Genomic DNA, 255 nt, shown 5'->3' on the forward strand with positions numbered 1-255 from the left:
GGGCTGGTTGGACTCGAACCAACGACCCCCGCGTTATCAACACGGTGCTCTAACCAGCTGAGCTACAGCCCCAAATGCTGTTCTTTAATTTGACAGTCGATAAGTGTGAACGCTTGAAGAAGAGTGCCACTCTAGAAAGGAGGTGATCCAGCCGCACCTTCCGATACGGCTACCTTGTTACGACTTCACCCCAGTCACGAATCCTACCGTGGTAAGCGCCCTCCTTACGGTTAAGCTACCTACTTCTGGTAAAAC

The 255-nt window shown here is 51.8% G+C and carries 1 rRNA gene; it reads right to left on the minus strand.

The features are described from left to right. Nucleotides 1-135: 135 nt before the first annotated feature. Nucleotides 136-255: ribosomal RNA gene (locus tag GTP90_RS36290) — 16S ribosomal RNA — on the minus strand; the annotation flags it as partial.

This window comes from Duganella vulcania (assembly GCF_009857655.1).
In the GTDB taxonomy this organism is placed as follows: Bacteria; Pseudomonadota; Gammaproteobacteria; order Burkholderiales; family Burkholderiaceae_D; genus Rugamonas; species Rugamonas vulcania.